Raw genomic sequence first — 1,019 nt, forward strand, 5'->3', positions numbered from 1 at the left:
GCACTGCGTAAGCAGGAAGCCATCCTGACATGGGGCAATTACCAGGATCTGCTGCCAAACAGCCCTGTATTGTGGTGCTATCGCCGTGAATGGAAGGGGCAAACCTTGCTGGTCATTGCCAACCTTAGCCGTGAGATCCAACCCTGGCAGCCAGGGCAAATGCGCGGCAACTGGCAGCTTGTGATGCATAACTACGAAGAAGCCTCACCACAACCCTGTGCCATGACTTTACGGCCTTTTGAGGCTGTCTGGTGGTTACAGAAGTAAGTATCCGCTAAGCCCCGGGAATGCCTGTCATTCCGGGGTTTTGTCTGTCAGCATGTTGTTTTTGTTGATTTTTCAACCAGCAAATTCATTAAAAAATTTACATAACGCTGTAGCGCCCGTCATCCGTACGCTCTGCTTTTTACTTTGAGCTACATCAAAAAAAGTTAAAACATCCTTGATGCAAAGCACTATATATAGACTTTAAAATGCGTCCCAACCCAATATGTTGTATTAATCGACTATAATTGCTACTACAGCTCCCCACGAAAAAGGTGCGGCGTTGTGGATAAGCGGATGGCGATTGCGGAAAGCACCGGAAAACGAAACGAAAAAACCGGAAAACGTCTTTCCCAATTTCTGTGGATAACCTGTTCTTAAAAATATGGAGCGATCATGACACCGCATGTGATGAAACGAGACGGCTGCAAAGTGCCGTTTAAATCAGAGCGCATCAAAGAAGCGATTCTGCGTGCAGCTAAAGCAGCGGAAGTCGATGATGCCGATTATTGCGCCACTGTTGCCGCGGTTGTCAGCGAGCAGATGCAGGGCCGCAACCAGGTGGATATCAACGAGATCCAGACCGCAGTTGAAAACCAGCTGATGTCGGGTCCATACAAACAACTGGCTCGTGCTTACATCGAGTACCGTCACGATCGCGACATTGAACGTGAAAAACGCGGTCGCCTGAACCAGGAGATCCGTGGTCTGGTCGAGCAGACCAACGCCTCGTTACTCAACGAAAACGCCAACAA

1 protein-coding gene and 1 pseudogene are annotated in these 1,019 nt (G+C 49.0%); both read left to right on the forward strand.

Annotated features, from left to right (window positions below; translation table 11 throughout):
- Positions 1-267 (forward strand): annotated as a pseudogene (locus tag R7Z41_RS24555) (DUF3459 domain-containing protein); the annotation flags it as partial.
- A gap of 393 nt (positions 268-660) precedes the next feature.
- A partial coding sequence (locus R7Z41_RS24560) for an ATP cone domain-containing protein (protein WP_318141712.1) occupies positions 661-1,019 on the forward strand: 359 nt, incomplete at its 3' end.

The sequence above is a fragment of the Vibrio sp. 1457 genome, from assembly GCF_033340195.1.
GTDB lineage: Bacteria > Pseudomonadota > Gammaproteobacteria > Enterobacterales > Vibrionaceae > Vibrio > Vibrio alginolyticus.